This is a genomic window from Allobosea sp. MMO-172 (assembly GCF_037147855.1).
Classification (GTDB): domain Bacteria; phylum Pseudomonadota; class Alphaproteobacteria; order Rhizobiales; family Beijerinckiaceae; genus Allobosea.
Genome location: NZ_JBBCUM010000009.1, coordinates 81,021 through 107,638, shown reverse-complemented (window position 1 = coordinate 107,638; position 26,618 = coordinate 81,021). Strand labels below are relative to the sequence as shown.

Here is a 26,618-nt window from a genome sequence, read left to right as displayed (position 1 = left end):
CGTTGTCATTCCGGGGCGCGCTGCAGGCGCGAACCCGGAACCCACGACTGGGCAGGACATCCAAGACCCGATTGCAGGCGGCTCACCCGGTCGTGGGTTCCGGGTTCTTCGCTTTGCGAAGCCCCGGAATGACAAGCGTTTGCGTCTAAGCGCGCCTTAGTGCTTCTTCACCCTCTCTGCTCGGCCTTGTCGCGCGCCCGCGCCTCGGCGCTGCGCTCAGAAGCCGGGCCGTAGCCCCCTGCTCCGGGCGTGATGATTTCGACGATCTGGCCCTTCTCCAGCGCGCCATCGCCCTTGAAGAAGGGCACGACGCCATCGCTGAAGGCGAAGGAGCCGCCCTGCCCCTCACCGCCACCGGCAAGGCCCCAGGGCCGCGAGGTCAGGCGCGAATTGTCGACATTGAGCCGGCACGGCGCCTCCGCCCGGTAGACGCGGCGCAGGCCCATGCCGCCGCGCTGCCGGCCGTCGCCGCCGGAGCCGTCAACCAGCTCGTAACGCAGCAAGGTCAGCGGGTATTCGAGCTCCAGCGCCTCGACCGGCAGGTTCGAGGTGTTGGTCATGTGGACATGGACGCCGTGGAGGCCGTCCTTGTTCGTGCGGGCGCCGGAGCCGCCGCCGATCGTCTCCAGATAGACCCAGAGCTCGCCGCTGCCGGGTTGCTCGCCGGCGAAGGTCGCGGAAGCGACCGCGCCCGAACAGGCGGCGATCACCCGATCCGGCACGGCCTGCGCGAGCGCGCCATGGATCAGGTCGACCACGCGCTGGCAGGCGGCGATGCGCCCGTTGACGGCGGCCGGGTGAACGCAGTTCAGCACCGTGCCTTCAGTCGCCGTGACGGTGAGCGGCCGGGCGAGCCCCGCATTCGGCGGGATGGTCGGATCGGCCACGGTCTTGACCGCGTAATACACGGTCGAGAGCAGCGCGGTGTAGACCATGTTGAAGCCGGCGCGCATCTGCGGCGGCGAGTCGAAGGCCAGCCGCATCTCCTCGCCCGCGACGGTGATCGCGACCGAGAAGGTCAACGCCTCGTCGATCTCGGGGTTATCGAACGAATCCGAGAAGCGATAGGTCCCGTCGGGAATCGAGGCGATGCCGGCGCGCATCTTGCGCTCGGCATAGTCCTGCAAGGCCTTGCCGGCAGCGAGCACCGTGTCGCGGCCGTATTTGTCGCAGAGCGCGCGCAGCCGTTCGACGCCGAGGCGGTTCGCCGCCATCTGGGCGCGCAGGTCGGACAACCGCTCGCGCGGCACCTGGCAGTTGAGCAGGATCAGCTCCTGCACGTCCTTCATCAGCACGCCGCCGTCATAGAGACGGATCGGCGGGATGCGCAGGCCCTCCTGGTAGATATGGGCATGGCCGCGATCGGCGAAATCGGAATGATGCGCCGTGTTGACCGCCCAGGCGATCATCACACCCTCGTGGAAGACCGGCTCGGCCAGGACGATATCCGGTAGATGCGTGCCGCCGCCTTCATAGGCGTCATTGCCGATGAAGACGTCGCCCGGCTTCATATCAGCGACAGCGTGGCGCTTCAGGATATGCGGGATGATGCCGATGAAGGAGCCGAGATGCATCGGGATATGCTCGGCCTGGCAGAGCGTCTGGCCCTCGACATCGAACAGCGCGGTCGAGCAGTCGCGGCGCTCCTTGATATTGGTCGAATAGCTCGCCTTGACCAGGGCCTCGCCCATCTCCTCGGCGATGGAGGCGAAAGAGGAGCCGATGACCTCGACGGTGATCGGGTCGACGCTGACGGATGCGAACGCGGTCATCACGGCATCTCCAGGATCAGGTTGAGATAGGGCTCGACAGTCGCGGTCATGCCCGGCAGCAGAACGGTGGTCGAATCCATCTGCTCGACGATGGCCGGGCCGGCGAAGCGATTGCCGGATTTGAGCTTGTCGCGATCGTAGATCGGACAGGCGACGAAGCCGCCGGCCTCGGGGAACCAGACCTCGCGGCTGCCGATGACGGCGTGGGAGGCGTCCGGCCCGGCATCGGGCTCCGGCCGGAAAGCCGCCTTCGGCACGAGGCCGACCGCCTCGACGCGATAGGTCACGAGCTGGACCGGCTCGCCTTCCGCGACGAAGCCGTAGAGGCGCTTGTGGGCGGCGGCGAAGCCCTCGGCCAGCGCCGTGATCGTCGCGGGCGTGATCGGCCCATCCGGCACGTCGATGGCGAGCTCGTAGTTCTGGCCGTGATAGCGCAGGTCGGCGGTGCGCTTCAGGCGGCGATCGGCCGAGGCGACGCCCTCTTCCGCGAACCAATGATCCGCCTGCTCCTGAAGGGCGACGAAGATCTCCGCCATGTCCGGGACGAGCGCATCGGAGAGCGTTGCCAGTCGCGTGGTGGCGAAATTGGCGCGCAGGTCGGTGAGCAGGAGGCCGAGCGCGCAACCGATGCCGGGATTGCGCGGAACCACGATGCGCTTCATGTCGAGTTCGCGCGCGAGCCTTGCCGCATGCAGCGGCCCGGCCCCACCGAAGGCGACCAGCGCATAGTCGCGCGGATCATGGCCGCGTTGGACGCTGATGACGCGGATCGCCTTGGCCATATTGGCGGTGACGACGGAGATGATGCCTTGCGCCGTCGCCATCAGGTCGAAGCCGAGTTGCCCGGCCAGCCTGCCAATCGCCTGTTTCGACAATGACTGGTCGATCGGCATGCGCCCGCCGAGCAGATGCGTCGGATTCAGGGTCTGGAGCACGACATTGGCATCGGTGACCGCGGGCTCGGTCGCGCCGCGCCCGTAGCAGACCGGGCCTGGATCGGCGCCGGCCGAGCGCGGCCCGACCTTGAGCAAACCGCCGGAATCGATCGCCGCGAGCGAGCCGCCGCCGGCGCCGACCGTATGGATGTCGAGCATCGGCGCCTTGATCGGATAGCCATGGACATTGGCCTCGGAGGCAAGCTTGGCCTCGCCATCGCTGAGCAGGGCGACGTCCGAGGAGGTGCCGCCCATGTCGAAGGTGATGAGGTTCGGCATGCCGATCATGGCGCCGATCGCCTGCGCCGCGACGACACCGGTCGAGGGACCGGAGAGCACCGTCCGCACCGGCAGGCGCGCCGCCATGTCGAAGCCGATGACGCCGCCATTGGACTGCGTCAGATGCGGCGTCGCCTTGAGGCCGAGTTCCTTCAATCGGTCGGCGAGGCGGCGGATATAGCCCTGCATGACCGGGCCGAGATAGGCGTTCACGACTGTGGTCGAGATGCGCTCGTACTCGCGGAACTCGGGCGCGACTTCATGCGAGGCGCAGATGAAGGCTTCGGGAAATTCCTCGGTGACGATGCGCTTGGCCGCTTCCTCGTGCTCCGGCCGGACGAAGCCGTAGAGGAAGCCGATCGCGACCGCCTTGACGCCCTCCGCCTTCAGCCCCCGCGCCGCCTGCCGCACGGCGCCTTCGTCGAGCGGCGTTTCGACCGTGCCATCATGGCGGACGCGCTCGGCGACGCCGAAGCGCAGGTCGCGCGTGACGAGCGGCGGCGCCTTGTCGGCCTGAAGATCGTAGAGGTCCGGCCGCTTCTGCCGGCCGATCTCGATCAGGTCGCGGAACCCTTCCGTGGTGATAAGCCCGGTCCTGACGCCGCGATGCTGGATCAGGGCATTGGTGCCGACCGTCGTGCCATGGCCGAAATAGGCGATCTCGGCGGGGCTGGCGCCGACGCGCTCGACGCCTTCCTGCGTGCCGCGCGCGATGGCGCGGGAGGGATCGTCGGGCGTCGAGGGCACCTTCCAGACAGCGACCATGCCGGTCGCGTCGTCGAAAAGGCAGACATCGGTGAATGTGCCCCCGGAATCGATCCCGATCCGCCACGCCATCTCTGTCTTCCTCCCTTACGGTATGGCGACCTCGGCCGGTGCCCATGCCACGCCGTGGCCGAAACCACCCTGATAGCCGCAGACCTGCGCCGCCTGTTTGGCTCCCGCTGCCAGCGCCGCCGCAATGCCGGCTCCGTCGAGTATGGCGAGCAGGCAAGCCGCTATGAAACCGTCACCGGCGCCGAGCGTATCCACCACCGATGCAGGAACGGCCGCCTGCTCGTGCAAGCGCCCAGAGGCGAGCGCGAGGGCGCCCTTAGCGCCGCGCGTCGCCACGACCACGCCTGCCCCCCAGCCAGCGCAGCGCTCCAGCAGGGCGAGGCAGTCCTCGTCCGAAGCGGAAGGGTGCGACAGGAAGGCGATATCGACCGCCGACAGTGTCGCGGCGAGATTCTCGTCGGTCCAGCGCTCGGAGAAGTCGTAGGACAGGCGCCGGGCCGCACCGCGTACGACCGGCAAGGCGTCGCCAAGTTCGCTGTAGATGCTGGAATGGACGAGATCGAAGCCTGCGATATAGGCGCGGTCGGCAGCTTCGAAGGCGCCCCATTCGCCACGCACGCCCCGCTCGGAGCGCAGGAAGCGCCGGTCCTGCCCGTCATGGCCGATGAAGGCGCGGGCATTCGGGCCGGACCTGATGCGGCAGCGCGCAGTATCGACGCCCTCTTGCCTCAACGCGTCGCTCAGAAGCCTGCCGGCCTCGTCCGAGCCGAGGCAGCCGAGATAGCCGGTTTCCGCTCCGAGCCGCCTCGCCTGCACCGCGACATTGACCGCATTGCCGCCCGGGAACTGGAGGCCGCGATCGACATAGGTGTCGACCGTGTTGTCACCGAGGCCGAGCAGGCGGTGCTTCATCAGGCGTCGCTCCCCATCGCAATCGCGGACACCAAGCCCTCATCCTGAGGAGCGCCGCAGGCGCGTCTCGAAGGATGTTCCAGGAGGCTTCGGAGCCATCTGGAGCATCCTTCGAGACGCCGCTGACGCGGCTCCTCAGGATGAGGGCTGGAGGGGGTCACAGGCACCTCAATAAGCCACCTTCCACATGTAGCGGCGGGTCGTCAGGGGCTGGTTGCGCAGCACGGAGAGATGCGCCGAGAATCGCTTCAGCGCCGCCTGCAGCACGTAAGGCGCAACGATCGGGCGGATCGCCGGGTCGATACCCTTCATCGCGAAGGCGCGGGAATCGTAGTTCATCACCCGCCCGGCATAGGTGTCGCAGAACGTGACGACGCGCTCCATCAGGGGCCGGCTCGGGTCCTCGCCGGTAATCAGGATCATCGGCGTCTGCTTGTCGACGATCTCGAAGGGGCCGTGGAAGAACTCGGCGGCCTCGATCGGGTAGCTGTGCAGCCAGAGCATCTCCATGAGGATGCAGACGCCGAAGACATAGGCCGTGGTGAAGCCCGGCCCCGAGGCGACATGGTAGATGCGATCATCACCCGCATAGGCCGCGGCATCGGCAGCGGCGCGGGCCTCGTTCTGCTCGGCCGCATCGCACATCGCCACCGGGAGAGCGTCGAGCGACGCGAGAAGCTTTTCGCCGAGCGGCCAGCCTTCCTTGGCCACCATCAGGCCGCCGATCAACGCCTGCATCAGCATGAACATGGCCGCGAAGGATTCGCTGGTGTCGCCGACGAGGAAATGGCGCGGCACCGCCTGTGCCAGCGGCTTCTCGCCATACTGGCTGAAGGCGACGATCTGGCAGGGCTTGTCCTTGAGGACATGCGCGGCGGCGACCGTCTCGGGCGTCGTGCCGGATTTCGAGGCCAGCAGGACCAGCGTCCGCTCGTTAAGGCGCGGCGGGTCGATCGCCATGAACTCGGCCGGGAAATAGCGGCGCACCTCGATGCCCGGCGAATAGCGCTCCAGCCAGTACTGGATGCCGAGCATCGCACGGTTCGCCGAACCGCAGGCGACGAGATAGACGCGGTCGATCCGGGGGGCCAGCTCCTGCCCCAGCGCATAGGCTTTCGGCAGCGCGGCGCGCGTCGGCTCCAGGCCGGACAGGACGGCGTCACGGTCGAAGGCAATGGACATGGAAGGCTCCCGGACGGGCTTTCAATGGGGCGCGAGAATTGGTATACACCAATTCCATATACCAATCACTGTCAAGCCTGTTCCATGCCGCCCAAACGCCCCTCCCGACCAGTAGCGCTCCGCGACCGTTTCGCCTTAAAGACGAAGAAGGCGCCGCGCCTCGGATTCCGACAGCTGCGCACGTCGAAAGGCATGGAGGCCGGGACGCAAGGCATGTCGAACCCGCTGAAGGGCGTCAAACCGATCTATGTCGAGGTGCAGGATTACCTGCTCGACCTCATCGGCGGGCCGGATTACGGGCCGGGCGACCGGATTCCCTCCGAGCGGACGCTGGCCGACGCACTCGGCATCAACCGCATGACCGTGCGCAAGGCGATCGACCGGCTGGTCGAGCGCAATGTGCTGGAGCGCAACGGCACCAGCGGCACGCGCGTCCCGCTGGTCCAGGTTTCGCGGCCGATCGATGCATCGGCTTCGCTGGGCATCGCCCGCATCATCCGCAATGCCGGCGGCGAGCCCGGCAGCAAGCTCCTGCATTTCGGCGAGGAAGGGGCGAGCGAGAGCATCGCCCAACGCCTCGAACTGGCGCCGGGCAGCACGCTGATCATGGCGCGGCGCCTGCGCAGCGTGAATGACGAGGCCTTCTGCATCGAGACGAGCTATCTGCCGGCCGGCAGCGTGCCCGGCCTGTCGGCGGAGGATCTCACCTCCGGCCAGTCGCTCTACGAGTTGCTGCGGCAGCGCTACGGCATCGAGATCAGCATCCGCGACCGCGAGATCAGCGTCGGCACGGCGACGGAGCGGGAAGCGCAACTGCTCGCGCTGGCGCCGGGCTCGCCGACATTGGTGCTGCGGATCGTGGCGCGCGACGGCGAGGGCCGGCCGGTCGAATACATGCGCTCGGTCAACCACCCCCATCACGTCGTCTTCCGCAGCTCGACGCCCCCTGCCCGCGGTTGAGCGGTGTAGCCAGCCTTCCTCCTCCCTCTTCCGCCGCCGGAGCCTCCCTGATGGGCATCACCATCGAAACCATCGAGCCGGACGCATCCCTGCCCGCTTCCAGCGATGTCGTCGTCATCGGCGGCGGCATCATCGGCATCACGACCGCGCTCTTCCTGGCGCGCGAGGGCATTTCGGTCACGGTCTGCGAGAAGGGCGAGGTCGGGCACGAGCAGTCCGGGCGCAACTGGGGCTGGGTCCGCGTCATGGGACGCGACCCCGGCGAGATCCCGCTCGGGCTCGAAAGCATGCGGCTCTGGGAAGACATGGACCGACTCGTCGGCGGCGATACCGGCTTCACCCGCTCCGGCATCGTCTATGTCGCCGATACCCCGGCCAAGCTCGCCGAGCACGAGGCCTGGCTCGAACACGCCAAGACCTACCAGCTCGACTCGCGCTTGCTGAGCACGCGCGAGATCGACGCCGTCATCCCCGGCGGCAAACGCGCCTTCGCAGGGGCGATGTTCACGCCGAGCGATGCCCGCGCCGAGCCGCAAAAGGCCGTGCCAGCCATGGCGCGAGCGCTGCGCCGCCATGGCGGCACCGTTCTGACGCGCTGCGCGGTGCGCGGCATCGAGACGGCCGGCGGGCGTGTCAGCGCCGTCGTGACCGAGCGCGGCCGGATCGCCTGCCAGCGCATCGTTCTGGCGGGCGGCGCCTGGTCGCGATTGTTCCTCGGCAATCTCGGCATCGACCTGCCGGCGCTCAAGGTGCTGGGCTCGGTGTTCCGGACGGAGCCTCTCGACGGGCCGCCGCCCCATGCCGTCGGCGCTTCCGACTTCGCCTTCCGCAAGCGGCAGGATGGCGGCTACACCATCGCCCATCGCGGGGCGAGCGTGGCCGAGATCGTGCCGGACAGCTTCCGGCTGTTGTTCGATTTCCTGCCGTCCTTCGCCCGGCAGCGCCATGAATTGCGGCTCAGGATCGGCGAACGCTTCATCGAGGAGGCGCGCCGGAAGATCAACTGGTCGCTCGACGAGGAGACGCCTTTCGAGCAGACGCGCATCCTCGACCCCAAGCCGTCCGCGCCCATCCTGGAAGAGGCCAAGCGCAACCTGATCGCCGCCTTCCCCGCCTTCGCCAATCTCAGGATCAAGGAGAGCTGGGGCGGACTGATCGATGCCACGCCCGACGCGGTGCCGATCATCGGCGAAGTGCCGCGCCTGCCTGGCTTCTTCCTCGCCACCGGCTTCTCGGGCCATGGCTTCGGCATCGGCCCCGGCGCCGGACGCCTAATCGCCGATCTCGTCAGCGGCCGCACGCCGATGATCGATCCGAAACCCTTCCGGCTGGAGCGCTTTTCGCGACTGGAGCGGACGACACGCGCGGGGTGAGCCGAGACACGAACGGCCCGCCTCTCTTCCGAGAAGCGGGCCGGCCGGGTTCAGACCCTACGCCGCTCAGGCCAGCGCCGCCTCGTCCAGCGAATAGGCGGAGAAGAAGTTCGTTCCGCCCGGATAGCATTTGAAACCGCTGAGGCCCGTGACCATCGCGTAGCCCTGCGAGCGCCAGGCGAGGCCGACGAGCGGCGCCTGTTCCAGCGCGTGCTTCTCCAGCTCGGCATAGATCGCCTTGCGCTTGGCCGGGTCGAACTCGGCGCGGCCCTTGGCGAAGAGCGCATGGATCTCGGGCGTCGGAATCTGCCAGCTGCGCGCCATGTTGGCGGGCAGATCGCCGTCGAGCAGCGGCGCGAGGCCGTCGGGGTCGTTATTGTCGGCCGTCGTGCCCTGCACCATGAAGTCGTAGCGGCCCTTGCCGGCGAGGTCGACGCGCGCGGCCCAGTCCGGCAGGTTCAGTGTCGCCTGTATGCCGATCTCGGCGAGATTGGCCTGCACCACCTCGGCCGTCGATTTGTGCATGCCATATTGCGCGGTCGAGAGCAGCGTGCAGGCGAAGCCGTTCGGCACGCCGGCCTCGGCCATCAGCTTCTTCGCCTTGGCAGGGTCGTAGTTCCAGAACTGCGAACGGCCCTTGTCGAAATACGGGCTGCTCGACGGGATCGGGATGCCCTCGAGCTTGCTGCCCCGGCCGAAGAAGGCGGCCTGCACGATGTCCTCGCGACGGATGGCATGGGCCACCGCCTGGCGCAGGCGCGCGTCCTTGAACGGCCCGGCACCGCCATTGAAGTTCAGGCCCATGAAGGGGCCATCGACCGCGACGAGCCGCAGGCGGGAATCCTTCTCGATCGTGCCCATGGACTGCCAGGGCACATATTCGATCAGGTCGATATCGCCGGCCTGGAGCGCGGCGACGCGCAGGTTCTCATCGGCATAGGCGACGAGCTTGATGCCATCGAGCTTCGGCAGGCCGGGCTTGTAGTACTTGTCGAATTTCACGACCTCGATCGAGGCGCCGCGCTCCTGCCCCTTCAGGACGAAGGGGCCGGCCCCGACGCCGAGCCCCGCCCGCCCCTCGATCGAATCCTTGGCGATGATCGGCATATGCGGGCTGGCGAGCCAGATCGGCAGCGTGACCGTCGGCTGCTTCATGACGATGCGGACGGTGCGGGCATCGGGCGTCTCGATGCGTTCGACGCCGCCGAACTCGGCCTTCATGAAGGCAGTCGAATTGGGCGCGGCAACCTGCTCCAGCGTCCATTTCACGTCCTCGGCCGTGACCTGCTTGCCGTTCTGGAAGGTGGCCTGACGCAGCTTGAAGACCCAGGTGGTCTCGCCCTCGCGCTCCCAGGATTCGGCGAGTTCCGGCCTGACCTCGCCCTTCTCGTCGAAGCCGGTCAGGCCGCGGAAGATCAGGAGCTTCACCGTCAGCGCCGCCGTGCCGGTGTGGAGCCAGGGCTGGAGGCTGGGCGGGAAACTCGACAGGCCGAAGCGGAGGATTTTGCCCCCGGCTTGAGCATGGGCCCGCAGGCGCAGGAGAGGCAGGGCTGCACCGGCGGCGAGCACAGAGCGGCGAGAGATCGGCTGCATCGAATACCCCTCTCAATTTTATGGCGGCCTGCACGGCCGAGAGGGCAGAATGATTTGGTGTATACCAGATTGTCAATGCTTCCCCGGATCACAATGCCGCCGCACTGACCAAAGGGCAGCTTTCTTCGAGATGCAGCTGCCGGCGATTGCGCTTGGCGCCGCGCAGCCTCGCGCTGCACCGCAAAAGCACGGCTGCGCACCTGTTCTGATCGCTCGCCATCTCTGCGCGGCTGCCCGTTGGATCGCCGGACGAACCTGATCTTGACGGCTCGCGAAGATCACAATGGTATATACCAATCGTGACAGCCCGCGAGCGCCTCGGCACCGCCGAACCGCCTCCCTCATGTGGCTCAACCGGGGCTGCTTCGCGCAGGCGCTTGACTTCCCGACGAAAGCCTCACTAGCATCCCTTACTACAAGATATATTCTGCAATTATGGATTAATCTTGCAAAGAGGGGTATCGCCAATGAGCGAAGCGGATGAAGGCAAAAGGCTTCTGCTGAAGGGTGGACTGGTCGGCGGCCTCGCATTGGCCGCAGCCGCGAGCACGGCCCGCGAGGCCGCGGCGCAATCGGCGCCGAACAGCCTGCTGCGGACGGTGCTGGACCGCGGCAAGCTGATCGTCGGTACGGGTTCCACCAACGCGCCCTGGCATTTCGAGGACGAGAAGGGCCAGCTCGTCGGCATGGACATCACCATGGGCCGCATCCTGGCCAAGGGGCTGTTCGACGACGCGAGCAAGGTCGAGTTCGTCCGGCAGGACGCGGCCCAGCGCATCCCCAACATCAATACCGGCAAAGTCGACATCGTCATCCAGTTCATGACCATGTCCCCGGCGCGCGCCCAGCTCATCGCGTTCTCGCGCCCCTACTATGTCGAGGGCATCGCGCTCCTGACCCGGCCGGACAGCGACAAGAAGAGCTTCGACGCGCTGCTCAAGGCCGGCTCCTCGGCCCGCGTCTCGATCCTGCAGAATGTCGATGCCGAGGCCTCGGTGAAGAAGGTGCTGCCGCAGGCCACCGTAATGCAGCTCGACAGCCAGGCCAACGTCATCCTAGCGCTCGATTCCAAGCGGGCGGACGCGGCCGCGGTCGATCTCTCGACCGTCTGGTGGCTCGCCAAGCGCCATCCCGACAAATATGCCGATGCCGGCAAGTCCTGGAACACGATGCTCTACGGCGCCGGCATGAAGCAGGGCGATCCCGACTGGGTGCGCTTCGTCAACACCACCTTCGACATCGCGATCTTCGGCCACCAGAACGAACTCTACGACGCGGCGGTGAAGGACTATTTCGGCGCCGAGCCGCCGCAGCGCCAGCCCGGCCTGCCGCGCTTCTGACCGTCCCACGCTTCGCACAAGGAAGGGCGCGCACCTCGCGCCCTTCTTCCCCGATGCCCGGTTAGAGCATCAGGCTTCAGCCCGATACTCTAACTCTTTGATCCTGCATCGGCTTTACCGAAAACCGCGCTCCACTTTTCGGGCCGATGCTCAAGTCCTCGGGACCATGGCGAACTATCACTTCAACTTCGCGATCGTCTGGCGCTATGCCGGCAAGCTGTTCGAGGGGCTGCTGCTCAGCCTCGAACTGGCGGCGGCGAGCATCGCGATCGGCATGGCGATCGGCCTCGTGCTGGCTCTTATCAGCCTCGACGGCCCGAAATGGGCGCGCCCGCTGATCGCAGCCTATGTCGAATTCGTCCGCAACGTGCCGCTGCTGCTGCTGGTCTATCTGGTCTTCTACGGCATCCCCAGCGCCATCGACCTGCAATATGACGCGGTGACCTCCTTCGTCGCGACGCTCTCGATCTATTCCGGCGCCTATCTCGTCGAGGTGATGCGAGCCGGACTGGAGGCCGTGCCGCGCGGGTTGATCGAGGCCGGCAAATCGATCGGGCTCACCCCGATGAAGGTGCTCTGGCATGTGCGCCTGCCGACCGCGATGCGCATCGCCCTGCCCTCGCTCTCCAACACCTATGTCTCGCTGTTCAAGGACACCTCGATCGCCTCGGCCATTGCCGTGCCCGAGCTCGCCTATGGCATGCGCTGGATCGAGACGCAGACCTTCCGCACCGTCGAGGTCTATCTGCTGGCGACGCCGATCTATCTGATCACGAGCTACGCCATCCTGCTGCTGCTGCGCCTGGCCGAGCGGCGCTACGCGATCGCAAGGTGACGGCATGGCGACGCTGATCCAGACCCTGCCCTTCCTCGTCGACGGCCTGCTGACGACCCTTCTGGTCTCGGCCTGCGTGATCGTGCTCTCGCTAATCGTCGGACTGCCGCTCGGCTGCGTGCTCGCCTTCGGGCCGCTCTGGGCACGCGCGCCGATCCGGCTCTATGCCGATTTCGTGCGCGGCGTGCCGATCCTCGTCCTGCTCTATTTCGTCTATTACGGGTTGCCCGCGATCAAGGTGAACCTGCCGAGCCTGCTCGCCGCGATCGTCGCGCTGACGGCCTTCAAATCGGCGCAGATCATCGAGATCACGCGCGGCTCGTTCCAGTCGATACCGACCGGCCAGACCGAGGCCGCCAAGGCGATCGGACTCAGCCTGTTCGACCGCTTCGTGCATGTGCTGGCGCCGCAGGCCGCGCGCCGTTTCCTGCCGCCCTTCGTCAACAGCGTCGTCGACACGGTGAAGGGTTCCTCGCTGGTCTCGCTGCTGGGGATCGTCGATCTGATGCTGTCGCTGCAGCAGGTGATCGGGCGCACCCATGTGGCGCTGCCGCTCTATCTCATCGGCGCGCTGATGTATTTCGCCATCAACTTCCCGCTCTCGGCGCTCAGCCGCCGGCTCGAGAAGCGCTTCGTCTGAAAGGAGGCATCCATGGCCGAGACGGATGCCCGTGCTTCCGCCACGACACCGGTGATCGCGATCGAGGGCCTGACCAAGTCCTTCGGCGCCAATCAGGTGCTGAAGGGCGTCGACCTCCGCGTCGGCAAGGGCGAGGTCGTCGCCATCATCGGCCCCTCCGGCAGCGGCAAGACCACGCTGCTGCGCTGCATCAACTTTCTCGAAGAATATGACGGCGGCTCGATCCGGATCGACGGGACCGAGGTCGGCTATCGCGACGGCACCGGGAGCCGCAAGCGCCGCGGCGACCGCGAACTCGCCGCGATCCGCGTCGATGCCGCGATGGTGTTCCAGCAGTTCAACCTGTTCCCGCATCTCACCGCCGCGCAGAACATCATGCTCGGCCTGATGAAATCGCGCGGGCGCTCCAAGGCCGAAGCGCGGGCCATCGCCGAGAAATGGCTGGCGCGCGTCGGGCTCGCGGCCAAGGTCGATGCCCTGCCCTCGCAGATGTCGGGCGGCCAGCAGCAGCGCGTCGGCATCGCAAGGGCCGTGGCGATGGAGCCGAAGGTGCTGCTGCTCGACGAGATCACCTCCGCGCTCGATCCCGAGCTCGTGGGCGAGGTCCTCGCCGTGGTGCAGGAACTCGCCGCCGAGGGGCGCACCATGATCCTCGTCACGCATGAGATGGCCTTCGCGCAGGAGGTGGCGGACCGCGTCGTCTTCACCGATCAGGGCCGGATCGTGATCGACGCCCCGCCCGCGAAGGTCTTCGGCGAGCAGCCGCACGAGCGGCTGCGCTCCTTCCTGTCGCGCTTCGTCGGCTTCCGCCCCAATCCGGCGTGAGGACAGCATGAACGCAGTGCTTTCCACCTTTCCCGACACGGCGCCCTACCGGCGGCTGGCCAAGCTCGGCCTTGCGCTGCCCGAGCTGCCCCGGCCGATCGGCAATTTCGCCACCCATGTTCAGGAAGGCGGCCTGATCTACCTCTCCGGCCAGGGGCCGACGCATGAGGATGGCCGGCTCCATACCGGCAAGGTCGGCCGTGATGTCAGCGTCGCCGAGGCCTATGACCATGCCCGTTTGACCGGTCTCAACCTGCTTGCCGTGCTGCATGAGGCGCTGGGCGATCTCGGCCGCGTGCGCCGCGTCGTCAAGCTGCTCGGCATGGTCAATGCCGAGCCCGATTTCAGCGACCACCCGGCCGTCATCAATGGCTGCTCCGACCTCTTCGTCGCCGTGTTCGGCGAGGCCGGAAAGCATGCCCGTTCGGCGGTCGGCTTCGGCTCGCTGCCCAGACAGATTACCGTCGAGATCGAGGCGATCGTCGCCATTTCATGACCGGGGCCAACGCCCCGCCGCCTGCCGCCCAGGAGAATGCCATGTCTGCTTCCGATATCCGTCCGTCGCTGGGCCTGCGCCCCGTCATCAACGTCTCGGGGACGATGACGGCGCTCGGCGCCTCGATCGTGGTGCCCGAAGCGGTTGCGGCGATGACGGCGATCCTGCCGCAATTCGTCGAGATCGACGATCTCCAGCGCAAGGCCAGTGCCGTGATCGCGCGGCTCTGCGGCAGCGAGGCCGGCTTCGTCACGGCCTCCTGCTCGGCCGGGATCACGCTCGCGATCGCGGGCGCCATGACCGGCGACGATCTCTACGCCGTCGAGCAGTTGCCGGATGCCAGCGGCCTCAAGGACGAGGTCGTCGTGATGATGGGCCACATGGTCGGCTATGGCGCGCCTGTCGACCAGGCGATCCGGCTCGCGGGGGCAACGCCGATCGTCGTCGGGCAGGCCACCAGCGCCCGCGCCTATCAGCTCGCAGGGGCGATCTCCGAGCATACGGCGGCGGCCCTTTATGTCGTCTCGCACCATACGGTGCAGTACGGACTGCTCCCGCTCGACGAGTTCGCGGCGATCTGCCACGAGCGCGGCGTGCCGGTCATCGTCGACGCGGCCTCCGAATACGACCTGCGCAGCTTCCTCGCCGCCGGCGCCGATATCGTGCTGTACTCATCGCACAAGTTCCTCGGTGGCCCGACCGGCGGCATCGTCGCCGGTCGCAAGGCGCTCGTCCGGGCCACTTTCATCCAGAATGGCGGCATCGGCCGCGGCATGAAGGTCGGCAAGGAAAGCGTGCTCGGCACGATGGCAGCGCTAGAGGCCTGGGAGAAGCGCGACCATGCCGGCATCCGGGCGCGCGAGCAGCGCGCGCTCGATCTCTGGCTTGCCCGCTTTGCCGACCGCCCCGGTGTGACCGCCGTCATCGAGCCCGACCCGACGAATAACCCGCTCGACCGAATGAAGCTCTCGGTCGATCCCGAGCAGGCGCATATCACGGCCTGGGACCTCGCCGACGCACTGGCGCGCGGCACGCCGCCGGTGATCGTGCGCGACCACGAGGTCGAGCACGGCCATTTCTACCTCGACCCCTGCAACCTGCACCCTGACCAGGAGGAAATCGTCGCCGAGCGGATCGTCGCCGAGCTGGAGACCGCGCGGCGCAGCAACACGATCATCGCGAGCCCGCTGATCGAACGCCGCAACCGGCGCGCCGCCTCGCTGGCGAAATGGCCGGATTGAGGGACAGGCGCGCGTTGACAACCGCCGCGCGCCGATATTCTGTTATTGAGCACAATACTACATAATAAAAGAATGTGAGGGACCATGAAACGCCTGCTCGGATGCCTCCTCGCCTGCAGCCTGCTCACCGCCCCGTCCCTCGCCACCGCCCAGGAGGCGGGCGGCATCGCGACCGTCGCGACCGTCGGCGAGCCGCCGACCCTGGACCCGATGGTCTCGACCGCGGACCTCGTCGGGACGATCACCCAGCACATCTTCGAGACGCTCTACACCTTCGACAAGAGCTGGAAGGTGACGCCACTGCTCGCCGACGCGCTGCCCACGGTCAGTGCGGACGGCAAGAAGTACACGATCGCGCTGCGATCAGGCGTGAAGTTCCATGACGGCTCCGACCTCACCGCGGAGGACGCGGTCGCCTCGCTGAAGCGCTGGATGAAGCTCGCCTCGCGCGGCAAGCAGGCGGCGGGCTTCATCGAGAGCGTCGAGGCGGCAGGCCCGGCTTCGGTCGTGATCACGCTGAAGGAGCCCTACGCGCCGCTGCTTTCGCTGCTCGCCTTCAACAATTCCGCGGCGATCATCGTCCCCGCGAAGAAGCAGGACGAGCCGATGAAGGAGTTCATCGGGACCGGCCCCTACATGCTGAAGGAGCGCAAGGCCGACCAGTATATCCAGCTCGCCCGCTTCACCGGCTACAAGCCGCGCGAGGGCGCGGCCGACGGCTATGGCGGGGCACGGCGCCCGCTGCTCGACGAGGTCCGCTTCGTGCCGGTCCCCGATGCCAATACCCGCGTCGAGTCGGCCGTCTCCGGCCAATATTCCTATGTCGATGCGATCCCTGTCGAATCCTTCGACCGGCTGAAGGGCGCGGCCTCGCAGCCCGTCGTGCTGAAGCCCTTCGGCTACCCGGTCTTCGTCATGAACACCGCCGAGGGTGCGGCCAAGAACCTCGCCGTCCGCAAGGCGATCCGCACGGCGCTCAACATGGAAGACATGCTGGCGGCGGCGTTCGGAACCAAGGAGTTCTACGCGCTCGACGGCAATATCTATCCGCCCGGCTATGTCTGGAACACGGATGCCGGCGTCGCCGGGAACTACAATCTCGGCGATGCCGACAAGGCGAAGGCCGCGGCGAAGGCTGCCGGCTACAAGGGCGAACCGATCCGCATCCTGACCAGCCGCCAATACGAATTCCACTACAAGATGGCGCAGGTTGCGGCCGAGTATCTCAAGCTCGCCGGCTTCACCGTCGACCTGCAGGTGGTCGACTGGGCGACGCTGACCCAGCGGCGCACCGACAAGGCGCTCTGGGAGATCTACATCACCCATAGCCCGTTCCTGCCGGAGCCGGCGTTGATCGGCTCGCTCTCGACCAGCTCGCCCGGCTGGTGGGATACGCCTGCCCGCAAGGCCGCCGTCGATGCCTTCACCTCCGAAGCCGACCCGGCCAAGCGCGCCGCGCTCTGGGCCAATGTGCAGAAGACGATCTACAACGAAGTTCCCTTCATCAAGATCGGCGACTTCAACGCTCTCTCGGCGAAATCCGCCAAGCTCGACGGCGTCGTGCCGGCGCCCTGGCCGTATTTCTGGAACGTCACCCTCAAGAAGTGATCCCCCTCGCCATCCGGCCGCGTGATCGTGGCCGGACGGCGGGCAACGAGACGGTCAGGTCATGGTCGGCTACATCCTTCAACGCCTATCCGGCATGATCGCGGTCATGCTGCTCGTCGTCACGATCGTCTTCGTGATCGTGCGCGTCACGCCGGGCGACCCCGCCGCGGTGATGCTCGGCCCCGATGCGACGGCGCAGGACGTCGCCGACCTGCGCACAAGGCTCGGGCTCGACCGCTCGATCCTGTCGCAATACGTGATCTATGTCGGGCAGTTGCTGCGCGGCGATCTCGGCCAGTCGATCTTCCTGAACATGCCGGTGACCTCGGCGCTGATGGAGCGGGCGGAGCCGACCTTCTTCCTGACGCTGCTCTCGCTGGCGATCGCGAGCACCATCGCCCTGCCGGTCGGCATCTATGCCGCCTATCGGCGCGGTTCCTTCCTCGATCAGGCGGCGACGACGCTCGCCATGCTCGGCGCCAGCATCCCCGGCTTCTGGCTCGGCCTCATCCTGATGCAGATATTCGCCGTGCGCTGGGGCATCCTGCCGGTCTCCGGCTATGGCGGGCCCGATACCAGCCTGCTCGAGCGCATCAGGCATCTGATCCTGCCGGCGGTGGCGCTCGGGCTCGTCTCCTCGGCGCTGATCATGCGCTTCACCCGCGCCTCGATGCTCGACGTGCTCGGCGACGACTATATCCGCACCGCCCGCGCCAAGGGGCTGGGCGAGCAGAAGGTCGTCCTGACCCATGCGCTGAAGAACGCGCTGATCCCGATCCTGACCGTGCTCGGCCTCACCGCCGCCGTGCTGATCTCCGGCGCGGTGGTGACCGAGACCGTGTTCGGCCTGCCCGGCGTCGGCAATCTCGTGGTCTCGGCCGTCCTCAGGCGCGACTATCCCGTCATCCAGGGTGCCCTGCTCGTCATCGCCGGCCTCTACGTCCTGATCAATTTCGCGATCGACATGCTCTACCTGCTGGTCGATCCGAGGGTGCGCTACTGATGACCGATCTCGCCCCCGACGCACCGGCGCCGAACCGCGGCCGGACCTTCCTGAAGCACCTGCTGAAGCGCCGCATGGTGGCGATCGGCCTCGCAATCCTGATCGCCTTCGTGCTGCTGGCTGCACTGGCGCCGCTGCTCGCGCCCTATCCGCCGGGCAAGCTCTCGATCGTCAACCGGCTGAAGCCGCCTTCCGGAATCTTCTGGTTCGGCACCGACGAATTCGGGCGGGATATCTTCTCGCGCATGCTCTATGCAGGCCGGCTGTCGCTTTCGGTCGGCGCCGCCGTCGTCGTGCTGTCCTCGCTGATCGGCGTGACGCTCGGCCTGCTCGCCGGCTTCTTCAAGCGGCTGGACACGCCGATCGCGCGCCTGATCGACGCGATGATGGCCTTCCCCGACATCCTGCTCGCGATCGCGCTGGTCGCCGCGCTCGGCCCCTCGCTGATGACGGTGATCATTGCGCTCTCGATCGTCTACGCGCCGCGCCTCGCGCGCATCGTGCGGGCCGCGACGCTGGTGATCCGCGAACTGCCCTATGTCGAGGCGGCCCGCGCCTTCGGCAATCCGACCCTGCGGATCATGGTCCGGCATGTCCTGCCCAACATCGTCTCGCCGATCACCGTGCAGGCGACCTTCATCTTCGCCAGCGCCATGCTGGCCGAGGCCGGCCTCTCCTTCCTCGGGCTCGGCGTCAGCCCGGATATCCCGACCTGGGGCACGATGATCTCGGCCGGGCGGCAATATATCGGCCAGGCCGACTGGATGACCTATTTCCCGGGGCTCGCCATCGTGCTCGCCGTTCTCTCCCTGCAGATGGTGGGCGACGGCCTGCGCGACCTGCTCGATCCGCGCCTGCGGAAGGATCTCTGACATGACGACCGACACGCGGCAGCCGCTGCTCATCGCCAATGTGAAGCCGGTCGCCTTCGGGCCGGCCATCCCGACCACAGCGACCGACATCCTGGTCGGAGGCGACGGCAAGATCGCGGCGATCGGTGCAGGGCTGGCGGCGCCGGCCGATGCCGAGCGCGTCGACGGCAAGGGCGCCTTCGTCTCGCCGGGCTGGGTCGATCTCCACGTCCATGTCTGGCATGGAGGCACCGACATCTCGCTGCGGCCGAGCGATTGCGGGGCCGAGCGCGGCGTTACCACCATGGTCGATGCGGGATCGGCCGGCGAAGCGAATTTCCACGGCTTCCGCGAATATGTCATCGAGCCGGCGCGCGAGCGGATCAAGGCCTTCCTCAATCTCGGCTCGATCGGGCTCGTCGCCTGCAACCGCGTGCCGGAGCTGGCGATATCAAGGATATCGACCTCGATCGCATCATCGAATGCTATGCCGAGAACAGCGAGCATATCGTCGGGCTCAAGGTGCGGGCGAGCCATGTCATCACCGGCTCCTGGGGCGTGACGCCGGTCAAGCTCGGTAAGAAGATCGCCAAGATCCTGAAGCTGCCGATGATGGTGCATGTTGGCGAGCCGCCTGCGCTCTATGACGAGGTTCTCGAGATTCTCGGGCCGGGCGACGTCGTCACCCATTGCTTCAACGGCAAGGCAGGGTCGAGCATCCTCGAGGACGAAGACCTGTTCAAGCTGGCCGAGCGCTGCGCGGCCGAGGGCGTGCGCCTCGATATCGGCCATGGCGGCGCCTCCTTCTCGTTCAAGGTGGCGGAGGCCGCGATCCAGCGCGGGCTGATGCCGTTCTCGATCTCGACCGACCTGCACAATCGCTGCATGAACTTCCCGGTCTGGGATCTCGCCACGACGATGTCGAAACTGCTGTCAGTCGGCATGCCCTTCGACGCCATCATCCAGGCGGTGACCCACGCTCCGGCCTCGGTGATCAAGCTCGACATGACGGGCCGATTGACCGTCGGCCAGCGCGCCGATTTCACGATCTTCGACCTGATCGACAGCGATCTTGAAGCAACCGATTCCAATGGCGACGTCTCGCAGCTGACCCGGCTTTTCGAGCCGCGCCATGCCGTGATCGGCGCTGAAGCGATTACCGCCAGTCGCTATGTGCCGCGTCCGCGCCGGCTGGTGCGGCACAGCCATGGCCTCTCCTGGCGTTGACTTGGCGAGCGGGAGGTATGAAAGCGCAGTCATGAGCAAGGCCCCGACGACGCAGGATGGCGAAAGCGCACCGGAACCGGCCGGGCCGCGGCGCTCGCGCGTCAGCGGCATCGACCGCGCCGTGCAGATCCTCGATCATCTCCAGCAGGAAGGGCGGGCGCTGACCGCCTATGAGATCGCCCGCGCCATCGGCGCGCCGCTCTCGACCGTCTATGCCATCGTCGAGGACCTGCTCGACAAGAGCCTGCTGGCCCGCGCCGGCGATGGCGGCGTCTGGCTGGGACCAAGGCTCTATCATTACGGCCTCGCCTATGCGCGCGACCTCCAGGTCATCAATGTCGCGACGCATGAAATGCATGTGCTCTCGCGCGAAGTCGGCGAGACCGTGCAGATCTGCGGCCGGGATGGCGGCATGATGGTGGTCGAGGCCATGGCCGAGGGGCCGGGCCATTTCGTCATCACCTCGCGCGTCGGCACGCGCGTGCCCTTGAACTGGACGGCTTCCGGCCGCCTGCTGGTCGCAGGCCTCGACGAGGCCGAGCGGGCCGCCCTCTTCCGCAAGAGCGCCAAGGCCTCGCCAACAGGCCGTGCCGTCACCGACCCCGCCACCCTGCTCGCGCAGTCGCGCGACGCGCTGACGACGGGCGTGTCGATCCAGGCCGGAGAATCGGATTACGCGGTCGCCTGCATCGCCGCGCCGGTGCTGGATGAGGCCGGCGCCTGCCCGATCACGGTCTCGATCGTGCTGCCCGAATTCCGGGTGAATGAGGAACATGCGAATTTCGTCGAGGCGGTGAAGGCCGCGGCCCGGCGCATCGAGGAGAAGCTCGGCTGGCGCATGGGCTCCTTCGTCGCCGGACGCAAGTTCGGCTGAAGCGCGCCGCAGAGCCCCTAGACCTGGATCAGGCGCTGCACCTGAGCGCCATCGAGCTCGCTCATCGGGCCGGACAGCACGACCTCGCCGCGATCCATCACGAACATCGTGTCGGCGAGGTCGCGGGCGAAGTCGAAGTACTGCTCGACCAGCACGATCGCCATGCCGCCCTTCTGGCGAAGGTAGTCGATGGCACGGCCGATATCCTTGATGATCGAAGGCTGGATGCCCTCCGTCGGCTCGTCCAGCACCAGCAGCCTGGGTCGGGTGACCAGCGCCCGCGCGATCGCGAGTTGCTGCTGCTGGCCACCCGAGAGGTCTCCGCCGCGCCGGCCCAGCATGGTCTTCAGCACGGGGAACAGGTCGAAGAGTTCATCCGGGACGAAGCGCTCTCGGCGCTTCAGCGGCGCGAAGCCGGTCTCCAGATTCTCCTTCACCGTCAGCAGCGGAAAGATTTCCCGCCCCTGCGGCACATAAGCGACGCCGGCCCGCGCGCGATCCTCGCTGCGCAGCGCCGAGATATCCTCTCCGTCGAGGCGGATATGTCCCCCGGAGATCGGCTGATGGCCGACGATGGCGCGCATCAGCGAGGTCTTGCCGACGCCGTTGCGGCCCATCACACAAGTGACCTTGCCGGTCTCGGCGGTCACGGAGACACGACGCAGTGCCTGGGCGGCGCCGTAATGCAGGTTGATGGCGTCGACGGTCAGCATCGTGTCGCCTCCACCCTGACCTCGCAGGAAAAAGCACGGGTCATCCCGGGCGGAGCGAAGCGCAGACCCGGGATCCATGCCGGAACCTTCACCGGCAGCGCTCCGGAATGGATCCCGGATCGGCGCCTCTGCGTGGCTTGTCCGGGATGACGGCGGAGGAGGAGCAAGGCGAGTGTCACGATCATCCCTCACCGCCCCAGATAGACTTCGACGACGCGCTCGTTGGCGCTGACATGGTCGAGCGGGCCTTCGGCCAGAACCGAGCCCTCGTGCAGCACCGTGACCTTCACGCCGAGTTCGCGGATGAAGCCCATGTCGTGCTCGACGACGATGACGGAGTGATCCCTCGCGATCTCCTTGAGCAGCACCGCCGTCTGCGCCGTCTCGCCATCGGTCATGCCGGCGGCGGGCTCGTCGACAAGCAGGAGCTTGGGGTCCTGGGCCAGCAGCATGCCGATCTCCAGCCACTGCTTCTGGCCATGAGAGAGCGAGCCGGCGAGCCGGTCGCGCCTGTCGGCAAGGCGGATGATGCCGAGGATGTCGTCGATGCGCTTCTGCTGCGGCGCCTCGGTTTTCCAGAACAGCGTCCGACCGACCGTGCGCTTCGATTTCAATGCCAGCAGGATGTTGTCCTCGATCGTGTGGCTGTCGAAGACGGTTGGCTTCTGGAACTTGCGGCCGATGCCGAGATTGGCGATCGCGGCCTCGTCGAGCCTGGTCAGGTCGACCGTGCCGCCAAACATGACCGTGCCGACATCGGGCTTGGTCTTGCCGGTGATGATGTCCATCATCGTGGTCTTGCCGGCGCCGTTGGGGCCGATGATGGCGCGCATCTCTCCCGGTTCGATGGTTAGGGACAGTCCACGGATCGCCTTGAAGCCGTCGAAGGTGACGCTGACGCCGTCGAGATAGAGCAGCGAGGAGGTCAGGGCGCCGGGCACGGGAGCGTTCATCACCGTCACTCCGCCGGAGCCGGCTCGGCGGCCGGGGCGCTATCGGGCTTGCGGCGCCGCGCCCACAGGGCCTCGGCGGTGCCGAGGATGCCCTTGGGCAGGAAGAGCGTGACGACGACGAAGAGGCCGCCGAGCGCGAAGAGCCAGTACGGCGCCATGAAGCCGGAGGTGAACAGCGTCTTGGCCCAGTTGACCACGACCGCGCCCAGGGCCGCGCCGACCAGCGTGCCGCGCCCGCCGACCGCGACCCAGATCACGGTCTCGATCGAATTGGCCGGGGCGAATTCGCTGGGATTGATGATGCCGACCTGCGGAACGTAGAGCGCGCCGGCCACGCCCGCCATGCAGGCCGAGACGGTGAAAACGAAGAGCTTGAAGCGATCGACCCGGTAACCGAGGAAACGCGTGCGGGATTCCGCGTCACGGATCGCGATCACGACCTTGCCGAGCTTCGAGACGACGATGCCGCGCGCGATCAGGAAGCCCGCCGCCAGCATGACGCAGGTCATGGAAAACAGAGCAGCGCGAGTCGCTTGCGCCTGGATGTTGAAGCCGAGGATGTCCTTGAAATCGGTCAGGCCGTTATTGCCGCCGAAGCCCATGTCATTGCGGAAGAAGGCGAGCAGCAGCGCATAGGTCAGCGCCTGCGTGATGATCGAGAGATAGACGCCGGTAACGCGCGAGCGGAAGGCGAACCAGCCGAAGACGAAGGCGAGCAGGCCCGGAACCGCCAGCACCATCAGCATGGCGAAGGGAAAGGAGGAGAAGCCCCACCAGTACCAGGGCAGTTCCTGCCAGTTCAGGAAGACCATGAAATCCGGCAGGATCGGATTGCCGTAGACGCTGCGCGAGCCGATCTGGCGCATCAGGTAGAGGCCCATGGCATAGCCGCCGAGCGCGAAGAAGGCGCCGTGGCCGAGGCTCAGGATGCCGCAATAACCCCAGACGAGATCGAGCGAGACCGCCAGCAGCGCATAGCAGAGATATTTGCCCCAGAGCGACATGGTCGAGGTCGGGACATGGAAAGGCGAGGATGCCGGCAGGAACAGGTTCGAGAGCGGCACCAGCACGGCAAGGCCCAGCAGGATCGCCAGGAAGATGCCGCCGCGCCGGTCCATGTTCTGCAGGAGGAAGCGGGTGATCATGCTTCCACCGCCCGGCCCTTGAGCGCGAACAGACCGCGCGGGCGCTTCTGGATGAAGAGGATGATGCAGACGAGCAGCGCGATCTTGCCGAGCACGGCGCCTGCATAGGGTTCGAGCAGCTTGTTGGCGACGCCGAGCGTCATGGCGCCGACCAGCGTGCCCCAGAGATTGCCGACACCGCCGAAGACCACGACCATGAACGAGTCGATGATGTAGCTCTGGCCGAGATTGGGGCTGACATTGTCGATCTGCGAGAGCGCGACGCCGGCGAGGCCCGCGACGCCCGAGCCCAGCCCGAAGGTCAGTGCGTCGATGCGGCCGGTGCGGATGCCCATGGCGGAGGCCATGCGCCGGTTCTGGGTGACGGCGCGCATCTGCAGGCCCATCGGCGTGAGCTTCAGGATGGCGAGCAGCGCGGCGAAGACCAGGGCAGCAAAGACGATGATCCAGAGTCGGTTATAGGTGATCGCTAAACCACCGAGTTCAAAAGCGCCCGACATGAAGGAGGGTGCGCCGACCTCGCGATTGGTCGGGCCGAAGGCGGTGCGCACCGCCTGCTGCAGGATGAGGCTGATGCCCCAGGTCGCGAGCAGCGTCTCCAGCGGGCGGCCGTAAAGGAAGCGGATGACGCCGCGCTCGATGGCGATGCCCACGGCACCGGCGACGATGAAGGCAGCCGGCAGCGCGATCGCCAGAGACCAGTCGAACAGCCAGGGCGCATTCGTGCGGATCAGCTCCTGCACTACGAAGGTCGTGTAGGCGCCGAGCATGACCATCTCGCCATGGGCCATGTTGATCACGCCCATCACGCCGAAGGTGATGGCGAGCCCGATGGCGGCGAGCAGCAGAACCGAGCCGAGCGAGAGCCCGTACCAGAGGTTCTGAGCGGCAGCCCAGAGCTTCAACCGGCCTTCGATAGCAGTGATCGCCTTGGCCTGTGCCTCCTTGAGGGCCGGCGTCACATCGCCCGGCAGCGCGCGCAAAGTCGCCAGCGCATCCTGATCGGCCCGCTCGCGCAGAACCTCGATCGCCGCGAACCGGTCCAGGGGCTGCGTGTCGGGCCTGGCGATCAAGATCGCGGCCTGGGCCTGACGCAGGGCTGCGAGCGCGCGGGGATTGGTTTCCTTGCCGATCGCCGCCTCGACGATCGGCAGCAGGCCGGCATCGCGGGACTTGAACACGGCCTCGGCCGCAGCCGCGCGCTTGCCCGGATCGGGATTGAGCAGACCGAGGCCGCCGAGCGCGGCCTGGACCGCACGGCGCACGGCGTTGTTGAGGCGGACGGGCTTCACGTCGGCGGGAGCGGCTGCGAGCGCTGCGCCCGTCTTCGCGTCGACGAAGCCGCCGGCCGCCGTCTTCACGGCGACGCCGCCGGGGCCGGCAAGCAGACGCCCATCACTGAGGGCCTCGACGATCAGCGCCGCATTGGGATGAGCGGTTGAAACCAGGATTTCGATGGCGCGGGAGGTGTCGGAATAGCTATCTGCCGCCAGCCGCGTGAAGGCCTCGTCGGCGGTCTGCGCGATCGACGCGACCGAAGCCGCGACCAGCGCGACGAGGATGACGAATGCGTGCTTCAGGCGGTGTAAGATCGGCATCGATCCGGTTCGCATGTCGGCTGGTGATTGCCTGGAAAAGCCTTGCCGCTGGGCGGCGAATGGAGGGCGGCCGGGATTTTTCCCGTGCCGCCCTTCCCCCTCATGATCTCAGACGCCGCCGCACTTGCCGGTCTTGACGTTGAAATTGCCGCATTTCTTCTCGGTCCAGTCGCCGATGAGGTCCTTGGAGCCGTCGAGCTCCTTCGACCAGGCGTCGCCCGGGACGAGGCCCGAGGTCTTCCAGACCACGTCGAACTGGCCATCATCCTTGATCTCGCCGATAAAGACCGGCTTGGTGATGTGGTGGTTCGGGAGCATCTTCGAGATGCCGCCGGTGAGGTTCGGCGCCTCGATGCCGGGCAGCGCGTCGATGACCTTGTCGGGATCGGTCGACTTCACCTTCTCGACCGCCTTCACCCACATGTTGAAGCCGACGACATGGGCTTCCATCGGGTCGTTGGTGACGCGCTTCGGGTTCTTGGTGAAGGCCTGCCACTGCTTGATGAAGGCCTCGTTCTCCGGGGTCTTGATCGACTGGAAGTAATTCCAGGCGGCGAGATGGCCGACGAGCGGCTTGGTGTCGATGCCGGCGAGTTCCTCCTCGCCCACCGAGAAGGCCACGACCGGGATGTCGGTCGCCTTGATGCCCTGGTTGCCGAGCTCCTTGTAGAACGGCACGTTGGCGTCGCCGTTGATGGTCGAGACCACGGCGGTCTTCTTGCCGGCCGAGCCGAACTTCTTTATGTCGGAGACGATGGTCTGCCAGTCGGAATGGCCGAAGGGCGTGTAGTTGATCATGATATCCTCGGGCTTCACGCCCTTGGACTTCAGGTACGCCTCGAGGATCTTGTTGGTGGTGCGCGGATAGACATAGTCCGTGCCGGCCAGAACCCAGCGCTCGACCTTCTCTTCCTTGGCGAGGTAGTCGACGGCGGGGATCGCCTGCTGGTTCGGCGCGGCGCCGGTGTAGAAGACGTTGCGCTCGCTCTCCTCGCCCTCGTACTGGACGGGGTAGAACAGGATGTTGTTGAGCTCCTTGAAGACCGGCAGCACCGACTTGCGCGACACCGAGGTCCAGCAGCCGAAAGTGGCCGCGACCTTGTCCTTGGTGATCAGCTCGCGCGCCTTCTCGGCGAAAAGCGGCCAGTTCGAGGCGGGATCGACGACGACGGCCTCAAGCTTCTTGCCGAGCAGGCCGCCCTTCTTGTTCTGCTCCTCGATGAGCATGAGCATGACGTCCTTCAACGTCGTCTCGGAGATCGCCATGGTGCCCGAGAGCGAGTGAAGGATGCCGACCTTGATGGTGTCCTGCTGCGCCGCCGCCGGCAGGTAGGACGATCCGAGGAAAGCGGCACCAGCCAGAGCGGTGCCGAGAAATTCGCGACGGTTGCTGTTCACGGCCATCTCCCGAAGGACTGTTGTTGACGGCGTCCCCTCGACACCGGCGGGCCGTGCGGCCCATGAACAATCCAACGCAAGCGATGTG

Annotated in this window: 22 protein-coding genes and 1 pseudogene; 13 read left to right on the top strand and 10 right to left on the bottom strand. The window is 66.7% G+C overall.

From position 1 onward, the window contains the following. Nucleotides 1-167: 167 nt before the first annotated feature. The 4 genes from WFK61_RS15060 to WFK61_RS15045 all read right to left on the bottom strand — a co-directional run bounded on the left by WFK61_RS15060 (nt 168) and on the right by WFK61_RS15045 (nt 5,857). On the bottom strand, nt 168-1,772 hold the full coding sequence (locus tag WFK61_RS15060) for a hydantoinase B/oxoprolinase family protein (RefSeq protein WP_336812908.1): 1,605 nt from the start codon (nt 1,770-1,772) through the stop codon (nt 168-170). After that, nucleotides 1,772-3,823 carry a hydantoinase/oxoprolinase family protein gene (locus WFK61_RS15055; RefSeq protein ID WP_336812907.1) on the bottom strand — a complete coding sequence of 684 codons (2,052 nt, stop codon included), beginning with the start codon at nt 3,821-3,823 and terminating at the stop codon, nt 1,772-1,774. Before WFK61_RS15055 ends, WFK61_RS15060 begins: the two co-directional genes overlap by 1 nt. Nucleotides 3,824-3,838: 15 nt before the next feature. Then, complete coding sequence (locus WFK61_RS15050; RefSeq protein ID WP_336812906.1) at nt 3,839-4,675, bottom strand: PfkB family carbohydrate kinase; 837 nt, start codon at nt 4,673-4,675, stop codon at nt 3,839-3,841. Nucleotides 4,676-4,843: 168 nt separating this feature from the next. Further along, nucleotides 4,844-5,857, bottom strand: coding sequence for an SIS domain-containing protein (locus WFK61_RS15045; RefSeq protein WP_336812905.1), 1,014 nt, complete (start codon nt 5,855-5,857; stop codon nt 4,844-4,846). Between the two features lie 213 nt (nt 5,858-6,070). On the opposite strand from WFK61_RS15045, the gene WFK61_RS15040 reads away from it, so the two are divergent. Then, nucleotides 6,071-6,817, top strand: a complete 747-nt coding sequence (locus WFK61_RS15040; protein ID WP_336812904.1) for a GntR family transcriptional regulator — start codon at nt 6,071-6,073, stop codon at nt 6,815-6,817. A gap of 47 nt (nt 6,818-6,864) precedes the next feature. Further along, nucleotides 6,865-8,190 (top strand): NAD(P)/FAD-dependent oxidoreductase, encoded by a 1,326-nt coding sequence (locus tag WFK61_RS15035; RefSeq protein WP_442896309.1) that lies wholly within the window; start codon nt 6,865-6,867, stop codon nt 8,188-8,190. Between the two features lie 66 nt (nt 8,191-8,256). Here the strand turns inward: WFK61_RS15035 and WFK61_RS15030 are convergent, their stop codons facing one another. Continuing rightward, nucleotides 8,257-9,783 (bottom strand): ABC transporter substrate-binding protein, encoded by a 1,527-nt coding sequence (locus WFK61_RS15030; protein ID WP_336812902.1) that lies wholly within the window; start codon nt 9,781-9,783, stop codon nt 8,257-8,259. 467 nt (nt 9,784-10,250) lie between these two features. On the opposite strand from WFK61_RS15030, the gene WFK61_RS15025 reads away from it, so the two are divergent. The 11 genes and pseudogenes from WFK61_RS15025 (at nt 10,251) to WFK61_RS14975 (ending at nt 20,723) form a co-directional block, all read left to right on the top strand. Beyond that, on the top strand, nt 10,251-11,123 hold the full coding sequence (locus WFK61_RS15025) for a transporter substrate-binding domain-containing protein (RefSeq protein WP_336812901.1): 873 nt from the start codon (nt 10,251-10,253) through the stop codon (nt 11,121-11,123). A gap of 166 nt (nt 11,124-11,289) precedes the next feature. Next, entirely contained in the window at nt 11,290-11,958 is a 669-nt protein-coding gene (locus WFK61_RS15020) for an amino acid ABC transporter permease (RefSeq protein WP_336812900.1), read from the top strand. 4 nt (nt 11,959-11,962) lie between these two features. Next, entirely contained in the window at nt 11,963-12,598 is a 636-nt protein-coding gene (locus tag WFK61_RS15015) for an amino acid ABC transporter permease (RefSeq protein WP_336812899.1), read from the top strand. A 12-nt stretch (nt 12,599-12,610) separates the two neighbouring features. Next, complete coding sequence (locus tag WFK61_RS15010) at nt 12,611-13,423, top strand: amino acid ABC transporter ATP-binding protein (RefSeq protein WP_336812898.1); 813 nt, start codon at nt 12,611-12,613, stop codon at nt 13,421-13,423. Nucleotides 13,424-13,430: 7 nt separating this feature from the next. Beyond that, nucleotides 13,431-13,919: a RidA family protein gene (locus WFK61_RS15005; RefSeq protein WP_336812897.1), complete on the top strand. Its 489-nt coding sequence runs from the start codon at nt 13,431-13,433 to the stop codon at nt 13,917-13,919. 41 nt (nt 13,920-13,960) lie between these two features. After that, complete coding sequence (locus WFK61_RS15000; protein WP_336812896.1) at nt 13,961-15,160, top strand: aminotransferase class V-fold PLP-dependent enzyme; 1,200 nt, start codon at nt 13,961-13,963, stop codon at nt 15,158-15,160. An 84-nt stretch (nt 15,161-15,244) separates the two neighbouring features. After that, nucleotides 15,245-16,768 (top strand): ABC transporter substrate-binding protein, encoded by a 1,524-nt coding sequence (locus WFK61_RS14995; RefSeq protein ID WP_336812895.1) that lies wholly within the window; start codon nt 15,245-15,247, stop codon nt 16,766-16,768. A 61-nt stretch (nt 16,769-16,829) separates the two neighbouring features. Then, nucleotides 16,830-17,771, top strand: a complete 942-nt coding sequence (locus WFK61_RS14990; protein ID WP_336812894.1) for an ABC transporter permease — start codon at nt 16,830-16,832, stop codon at nt 17,769-17,771. Then, the gene (locus tag WFK61_RS14985; protein WP_336812893.1) at nt 17,771-18,643 is read left to right on the top strand and encodes an ABC transporter permease; all 873 of its coding nucleotides are present in this window, start codon (nt 17,771-17,773) and stop codon (nt 18,641-18,643) included. Before WFK61_RS14990 ends, WFK61_RS14985 begins: the two co-directional genes overlap by 1 nt. A gap of 1 nt (nt 18,644) precedes the next feature. Beyond that, nucleotides 18,645-19,849: pseudogene (locus WFK61_RS14980) on the top strand (amidohydrolase/deacetylase family metallohydrolase). A gap of 31 nt (nt 19,850-19,880) precedes the next feature. Continuing rightward, complete coding sequence (locus WFK61_RS14975) at nt 19,881-20,723, top strand: IclR family transcriptional regulator (RefSeq protein WP_336812892.1); 843 nt, start codon at nt 19,881-19,883, stop codon at nt 20,721-20,723. 17 nt (nt 20,724-20,740) lie between these two features. On the opposite strand, the gene urtE is transcribed toward WFK61_RS14975, so the two are convergent. The 5 genes from urtE to urtA all read right to left on the bottom strand — a co-directional run bounded on the left by urtE (nt 20,741) and on the right by urtA (nt 26,536). Beyond that, nucleotides 20,741-21,436 carry an urea ABC transporter ATP-binding subunit UrtE gene (urtE, locus tag WFK61_RS14970; protein ID WP_336812891.1) on the bottom strand — a complete coding sequence of 232 codons (696 nt, stop codon included), beginning with the start codon at nt 21,434-21,436 and terminating at the stop codon, nt 20,741-20,743. A gap of 188 nt (nt 21,437-21,624) precedes the next feature. Further along, on the bottom strand, nt 21,625-22,389 hold the full coding sequence (gene urtD / locus WFK61_RS14965; protein ID WP_336812890.1) for an urea ABC transporter ATP-binding protein UrtD: 765 nt from the start codon (nt 22,387-22,389) through the stop codon (nt 21,625-21,627). Between the two features lie 5 nt (nt 22,390-22,394). Next, nucleotides 22,395-23,534 carry an urea ABC transporter permease subunit UrtC gene (urtC, locus tag WFK61_RS14960; protein WP_336812889.1) on the bottom strand — a complete coding sequence of 380 codons (1,140 nt, stop codon included), beginning with the start codon at nt 23,532-23,534 and terminating at the stop codon, nt 22,395-22,397. Then, nucleotides 23,531-25,132, bottom strand: coding sequence for an urea ABC transporter permease subunit UrtB (gene urtB / locus WFK61_RS14955; protein ID WP_336812888.1), 1,602 nt, complete (start codon nt 25,130-25,132; stop codon nt 23,531-23,533). The genes urtC and urtB overlap by 4 nt, the downstream gene beginning before the upstream one ends. A gap of 108 nt (nt 25,133-25,240) precedes the next feature. Continuing rightward, nucleotides 25,241-26,536: an urea ABC transporter substrate-binding protein gene (gene urtA, locus WFK61_RS14950; protein WP_336812887.1), complete on the bottom strand. Its 1,296-nt coding sequence runs from the start codon at nt 26,534-26,536 to the stop codon at nt 25,241-25,243. Nucleotides 26,537-26,618: the final 82 nt, after the last annotated feature.